At 66.2% G+C, this 5,682-nt stretch carries 6 protein-coding genes; 3 read left to right on the forward strand and 3 right to left on the reverse strand.

Annotated elements, in window-relative coordinates:
• Positions 1–60 precede the first annotated feature (60 nt).
• From ACFWF3_RS21970 to ACFWF3_RS21980, 3 genes are all read right to left on the reverse strand, one after another.
• Positions 61–735: an NPCBM/NEW2 domain-containing protein gene (locus tag ACFWF3_RS21970; protein ID WP_379315084.1), complete on the reverse strand. Its 675-nt coding sequence runs from the start codon at positions 733–735 to the stop codon at positions 61–63.
• Between the two features lie 171 nt (positions 736–906).
• Complete coding sequence (locus ACFWF3_RS21975) at positions 907–1,443, reverse strand: hypothetical protein (RefSeq protein WP_378990338.1); 537 nt, start codon at positions 1,441–1,443, stop codon at positions 907–909.
• Positions 1,444–1,491: 48 nt separating this feature from the next.
• Positions 1,492–3,897, reverse strand: coding sequence for an NB-ARC domain-containing protein (locus ACFWF3_RS21980; RefSeq protein WP_379315085.1), 2,406 nt, complete (start codon positions 3,895–3,897; stop codon positions 1,492–1,494).
• Between the two features lie 122 nt (positions 3,898–4,019).
• Here ACFWF3_RS21980 and ACFWF3_RS21985 point away from each other — a divergent pair, with 122 nt between their 5' ends.
• The 3 genes from ACFWF3_RS21985 to ACFWF3_RS21995 form a co-directional block, all read left to right on the forward strand.
• Positions 4,020–4,289, forward strand: coding sequence for a hypothetical protein (locus ACFWF3_RS21985; RefSeq protein WP_379315086.1), 270 nt, complete (start codon positions 4,020–4,022; stop codon positions 4,287–4,289).
• A complete protein-coding gene (locus tag ACFWF3_RS21990; RefSeq protein WP_379315087.1) occupies positions 4,286–5,116 on the forward strand; it encodes a Mov34/MPN/PAD-1 family protein in 831 nt (276 codons plus the stop codon). The genes ACFWF3_RS21985 and ACFWF3_RS21990 overlap by 4 nt, the downstream gene beginning before the upstream one ends.
• A gap of 207 nt (positions 5,117–5,323) precedes the next feature.
• Positions 5,324–5,682, forward strand: a 359-nt coding sequence (locus ACFWF3_RS21995; protein WP_379315088.1) for an SEFIR domain-containing protein, incomplete at its 3' end; no start/stop codon positions are given.

Raw genomic sequence — 5,682 nt, forward strand, 5'->3', positions numbered from 1 at the left:
CAGCCGATAGTTTGCTGAAGTAGTAACTTTGACGAAACGAATTACCCCGCCGACGCCTGCTCAGCGCTTGCGACCGGGTGGCTCAGTGCAGTGCACCCGGGGCTTTCCCCACGCATTCTTGGCATCCTGGGATCGCCTCGTGTCGAGCAACGTCAGCCGGACGACACCGGAGATGTCGAGGTCGACCTCGCGGGCGGCGTCCGCCATCGACATCTCGCCCGCGAAGGCCTCTCGATCATCGGTCTGCACAACGAAACGGCCCACACCGTCGGACGACGCGGAATCGGCGTCCTTGCCGATCCAGACCGAGAAGCGATCACACTTGCCGCCCACCGTCCATATCGCGCGGTTCATCGGGTCCGACGTCGTGGACGGGTAGTACCCGACAATGCTGCTCGGGAAGCTCGCCGAACCGATCCGAACCGGATCGACCGGGTCGAATCCGTTGTTCCAGGTAACGGATCGGTACGAGGTCAGCTCGTACCACCCGGCGGAGGGCGCAACCGTCGGGGACACGAGTTTCGACGTGGAAGTGACGGACGTGGTGAGCGTCGGCGCGGCGGTGGGCAGCGCGTGCTCGTCCGTCGACGTCGGGTCCGGCGATGCCGAGGTCGCCGAGGTGAGTCGCTCCAGAAACGACAACGCGCCTTCGGCATTCGCGAGAGCTGCGACGGCCAAGGCCGACACCGTCGTGGCGGCCAGCCATCGCGATCGCCTCGCTTTGATGAAACTCACGACATGCTCCAGTCCAGATTCATGACAGTGGTGGCGCTGTTCGCGGCAGCGTTGCCGACAGCACACTCACCGGGTAGATAAATACGTCACTATTTGTTCTGCCGCAACCTGATCGGCGAAATTGGACCGCCCGAATCGATACCGTTCGGAATTGAATTCCGGTCGGTCGGGTCAATCCACCGCGCGAACCAGCTTCTGTTGTTCGGTTTTGAGTTGTCCGTAGGTGTCGCGCACATAGCGCACGTAGGTCGCACCCGGGTGCGGTACCAGGGACCGAACGTGCACGCCGTCGGATTCGGCGGCCAGTTGCACTTCGACGGACGCGACATGCGAACAGAACGTCAGCAGCGGTTCCGGAACTTGGTAATCCGGTACGAGATCGGCGTGTTCGATGATCAGATCACGCATTGCCCGGTTCACCGGCATCAACGCGTGGTCGCGCCACCGACGCCAGTTGTCGGTGGCGAGGTCGGGACGGCGATGGGACGCGGCGGGCAACTGCGATTCACGCAGCTTCTCCCAGATGCGCTCGTTGATGTCGACCATGACGTGCAGCGGACCGTACAGCTCACGAATCTGCCTGCTGATCCTGAGCAATCGCGCCTGTCGGCGTTCCTGCGCGAGCTGGCCGCGCTGGTTGAGCAGGTAGGCGAGTCCGGCGACCGCGACGGTCGTCACGGCCGTGATGAGAGTGGCGACCATGTTCACGGATTTCACCGTAGTGACGACGAGGCCGAAGCGGGATAGTGCTGCTGTTCAGGCGATTACAGAGTTTTCCAGCCGACTTTCGACAGGGGTCGTCGTCCCCACTGAACGAGACTCGAGCTTCTCGGCTCGGGCCGCGATCTCCGCGACCCGAGCAGTGTCACGAACCTGGGTGCACAGATCGATCGCGATGCGCCAGTGTTGTCGCGCAACCGCCGGTTCACCCCGGGCGACCGCGACCTTCCCGAGCCCGTCGTGGCCACGAGCCTGCTCGACGGCACTGCCCGCCATGCGCCCGAGCGCGACAGCGCGGTCGAAGGCCTCCCACGCGTCCGCGAGATCGTCCAGCGCCAGATAGGCGTCGCCGAGCACATTCGAGGTCATGGCCTCGTCGACGAACAGGTTGAACGTCCGGAACATCTCCGACGCGTTCAGCAGCCTCGGCACGGCGTCGAGAAATCGGCCGAGGTTCACCTCTATGAGGGCGGTATCACGCAACAGGATGGCCCTGTTGCGCGGAGTGCCGTGCACGTCGACGAACGCGAGTGCGCGGAGGCTGAGCTCCAGCGCCTCCGCGAAATCCCGCCTGCGCACGTGCACCCATGCCTGGTGGGCCACAGCGGTGTGTTCGCCGTGCCGATCACCGAGACGCACGAACAGCAGCCGGGCTCGCTCGTACAGCGCCGCAGCGGCCACGTCGTCACCGGCGGTCATCGCGGCGAGACCGAGATTGTTGCAGGTCACAGCTTCCGCGTAGTGATTGCCGGCCCGGACCGCAGCGGCTACGGCCAGCCGATGGGTCTCGGTCCACAACTCGATGTCCTTGGTGATGAACGCGAACCCACGCACCGCGAAGGCGAGCTGCCAGCACTGCTCGTCGAGCCCGTACCGGGTCGCGGCACGTGCCACGGCAGCCACGTTGTCGCGTTCGGCGGTCATCGCCTGCATGGCCTCGGGGTAGGTCGACACCGGCGCGTCGACGCAGGGCGAGCTGGGCGCCATCTGCGCGCGGTGCCGAGACGGGGTCAGGATCCGGTCCATGCCATCGGCGAACACGGTGTACCGGTCGACGAGGCGGGTGACGGCTGCCCGCGTGGTGACATCGTCGAAGTACGTGGCGGCGCGACGACGCGCGAAGTCGCGCAACAGATCGTGGAATCGGTATCGCCCGCGCGCGTCGGGTTCGAGCAGACTCACCTCGACCAGCAGGCGCAGGTGCCGCCACATCGCCGAGGGCTCGACGCCCATCAGCGCCGCGCCGCTCCCGAGATCGAAACTCGTTCCCGGGTGCAGGCCGAGCACCGTGAACGCGCGCGCCGAATCCGCTGGCAGGCGAGCCACGGAGTACTCGAACAAAGTCTCGACATCGCGATCGCCGTCGTGCAGCATCTCCAGTTCGACCCGGGGCTCGGCGCCCCCTTCCGCGGATGTCGGCCACATCTCGCTGCGCAAGATCGCCGCGGCGATCCGCACAGCCACCGGCAGGCCGTGGCACTGCCGTGCGATCGCGGCGCTCTGCTGAGGAGTCGGTGTGCGCTCAGCGGGCAGCCCGCCCGTGAGGCGATCGAGCAGCGCTACCGAATCCGCGTCCGCCAGCCGTCCGATCGGCACTCGGTCCACCTCGTCGAGTCCGTTGAGCGTGCCGCGGCTGGTGACCAGGATCGCGGAGGCGCCCGCTCCCGGCAGCAGCGGCGCTACATGGGCCGCGTCCAAGACATTGTCGAGCAGGACGAGATACTGCCCCGCGGCGAGCATCTCCCGCAGCAGCGAGATCCGCGAATCCGGTTGAGCGGGAACCGATTCAGGAGCGAGACCCAGCTGGCGCAGCAGCGCTCCCGCGGCCACTTCCGCTGCCACGACCGGCCCTGCGGCGTAACCGTGCAGGTCGAGAAACAGGCAGCCGTCGGGGAATCGGGGCAGCAAACGTCGGGCTGCGCGAACCGCGAGGGCGGTCTTGCCCACACCTGCGAGACCCGACAGCACACAGACCGCGCTACCGGCACCCGCTATCGCGATCACCTGGTCGAGTTCGCGTTCGCGACCGTGCAGAACCGCGATGTCGCGTGGCAGGTGGGTGTGCTGGTTCACTACCCGTGCCGAGGGCTCGGGCTCGGGCTCGGGCTCGGGCTCGGGCTCGGGCTCGCGACCGTCATCGGCGGTTCTCGTGATATCGCCGGACTCGCCGCGCCGCTCGATCTCGAGCGTGTCGCGCAGATCGGTCAGCCGCTTGGCATCGGCCCCCGAGATGTGCAGCGCCGCCAGCAGTATGTCGAGACGCCCAGTGCTCGGCAGCGTGTTTCCCTTCAGGTAGGCGTACACACTGCTCGTAGAAACGTTGAGCTGCTTGGCTATTCGCGAGCATTCCACTCGACCGTGCGTCTTCTCGGCTCGCAGTGCGGCGGCTTTCAGCTCACCGGCGAATCGTTCCATCTCCGGCGTTCTCTCCCTGCCGCCCATCGTCAGCCTCCTGCTCGGACCGCACAGCACCGCTCAGGGTTTTCGAGAGCTTTCCAGAACCCCAGGCGCCTCGCACCTCGATCGTGCTGGCATGACGGCTCAGTCTACCGAAGGAGACGACCGTGTCCGATGCGATGAGTCGACCGAAATCCCTGGAACATAACCCCTTCGACGACACCACGGCGGGGGCGAGTGCCGCTCCGTCCCATCCGTACGGTCTGGTGCTGGACACCGACGGGCGAATTCTGCTGGTGGACAGAACAGAAGAACTCCTCGACCGCCAGTTCTCGCAGGTCACCACCGAGACGTTCGACGCGGCGACCGCGATGGCGCGACATCGACTACCCGTGGACCGCAACAGGTCCCGGCGCGATGTCCACCGGGGCGCGTGAGCGGGGTGTTTCGCCACGTCTCGCTCGTCGACTCCGTCCTCACCTCGATCGACCGGCACGTCGCCGCCCACCCGCCGGAACGGGGAGGCGGACTGCTCGGCCCGTTGGGGCTGCCCCTGATCACGGCGTTCCTTCCGGACCCGGACGCGATCTCGACCGCGACGACCTTCCGCATCTCGCCCGCGTTCCGGCGGGCACTCACCCGAATAGAAGAAACCGAGCCCGACCTCGAACTCAAGGGAATCGTGCACTCGCACGCCAAAGGCGCGGAGCATCCCTCGGTCGACGACCTGGCAGCCTTCACCGATTGCCTCCGCCTGACCCCCTGGCTCGGAAGGTACGTCACTCCCATTGTCACGCACCAGAATCAGCGCACGAGAGACCACCAGGTGCTGCTGCCCCACGGCCTCCTGTCGGTCTTCGTCTCGGTGCCGACCCCGCTGGGGACGGTCGAGGTCCGTCCCGCCCGAGTTCAGATCCTGCCGGTCGGTCGCGACTGCACCAGTCTCGCGACCACACTCGGCACCTCGGCCTCCACACCGAGAACTGCCGATGTCGAGGGAGTCGTCCATGTCACGGTGGTGATGCGCACGGCGGGACTGGAGTTGACGCTGCTGTTCCCGCTGCTGTATCCGACACAGGCGCCGATTGTGCTAGCCGAGCGCACCGACGAATTCGACAGCGGTAGATCGACATTGCTGGATCGCTTCGGTATCGACCACCGACACCACCGCATACTCCCGCTGCCCCTCACCTGGGACCTGACCGTTCCGGCGGAATCCCGGTTGGCGCGGGCGCTACACGCCGCGCCGGATCCGGTGTGGTGAATTCCTGTCGCGATGCGGCCCGGAACACGGTCCCGGTCGCCTACCATTCTGGGCCGTCACCGGTTTCGGACGGGTGGAGATCGTGGTGTCTGTGAATCGTATTCCGCTCGGGCAGAACGTATTCGGGACGTCTATCAGAAGGGAAGAAATGAAGAACAGGACAACGATGGCACCGGCACGGGCTGCTGAGCAGCCCACCGCGCTCCAGTGAGTACCGAGCAGGACGCGACCACCCCGGCGGCTTCCGACAACGTGGCTCCCCGGGTGTTCGTCTCCTATTCGCACGACTCACCCCAGCACAAGGAACTGGTGCGCGAGTTCAGCACATTCCTGCGCAGCGAGGCGGGCGTCGACGTCCGGCTCGACGCCTGGGACGACTACGAGCGCCGCGACTGGTCGCTGTGGGCCATCGAGCAACTGACCAACGCGGACTTCGTCCTCGTCATCGCCTCCCCCGCCTACAAACGTCGCGCGGACGGCACTGCCGCCGCGGACGAGGGTCGAGGCGCGCAGTTCGAGGCGGCGATCATCCGCAACGGCCTCACCAGAGATCTGCGCGGGGAAAC

Source organism: Nocardia sp. NPDC060220, from assembly GCF_042727815.1.
Taxonomy (GTDB): Bacteria; Actinomycetota; Actinomycetes; order Mycobacteriales; family Mycobacteriaceae; genus Nocardia.

Coding starts and splice junctions, on each gene's coding strand:
- ACFWF3_RS21980 (WP_379315085.1), bottom strand. CDS start 3,897: ATGGGCGGCAGGGAGAGAACGCCGGAGATGGAACGATTCGCCGGTGAG.